Origin of the sequence: Kocuria sp. CCUG 69068 (assembly GCF_020833785.1) — a bacterium.
GTDB classification, from domain to species: domain Bacteria; phylum Actinomycetota; class Actinomycetes; order Actinomycetales; family Micrococcaceae; genus Kocuria; species Kocuria rosea.
In genome coordinates this window covers 1-977 of sequence record NZ_PDDL01000252.1, presented here as the reverse complement: position 1 = coordinate 977, position 977 = coordinate 1, and the positions used below count along the sequence as shown (strand labels likewise).

Sequence of the window (977 nt, the reverse complement as noted above, 5' to 3'; positions counted from 1 at the left end):
CCGGCGAGGGCGGAGCGCAGCACGTCCCCGACCTGCTGGGGCGCGGAGCCGGCAGGGGGCCCCGGCGCCCCGTCGTCGCCCGGACCGGCGCCGTCCGCGGGGGCGCCGTCCCGGGGCCCGTCGTGCGGGTCCGCGTGCTCCACGCGGAACGCGTAGATCTCGTTGAGCCGCGCGGTGAGCTTCTCGGCGAGGCCGCGGGAGTTGGCGAACACGATGGTCGACCGGTTCTCGAGCACCAGGTCCACGACCCGCTCCTCGACGTGCGGCCAGATCGACGCCGTGGTCGTGGGGGCGAGGGCGTCGAGGTCGTCGTCCCCGAAGGCCGAGCCGGCCAGGGACGGCGAGACGCTCGGCCCGCCCAGCACGGTCATGTCCGGGATGGGCACCGAGACGGTGAGGTCCCACGTCTTCTCCGTGCGCGGCGCGACGACGGTGACCGGCTCCCGGCCGCCCAGGAACCGGGCGACCGTCTCGATCGGCTCGACGGTCGCGGACAGCCCGATGCGCTGCACCGGCTGCTCCAGCAGGGCGTCCAGCCGTTCGAGCGTGAGCGCCAGGTGCGCGCCCCGCTTGGTGCCGGCCACGGCGTGCACCTCGTCCACGATGACCGTCTGCACGTCCGTGAGGGTCTCCCGCGCCTTGGAGGTCAGCATCAGGTACAGCGACTCGGGGGTGGTGATGAGGATGTCCGGGGGGTTCGTGAGCAGGGCCCGGCGGATCGCCTGCGGTGTGTCCCCGGAGCGGACGCCCACGCTGATCTCCGGCGGCTCGATCCCGGCGTGCCGGGCCGTCTGCGAGATGCCGATCAGGGGGGCCCGCAGGTTGCGCTCCACGTCCACGCCCAGGGCCTTGAGCGGGGAGATGTAGAGGACGCGGGTCCCGCGCCGCTCGCCCGCGGTGCTCGCGGAGCGGGCCTTGGCCCGCAGGGTCCCGCCGGGGGCCGGGGCGCCGCCCGCAGGGCCGGGGGCGGGCCCGGC

1 protein-coding gene is annotated in these 977 nt (G+C 75.9%); it reads right to left on the bottom strand.

Features of this window, described 5'->3' with window-relative positions:
• A partial coding sequence (locus tag CRM73_RS19375; RefSeq protein WP_229588819.1) for a DEAD/DEAH box helicase occupies positions 1-977 on the bottom strand: 977 nt, incomplete at both ends.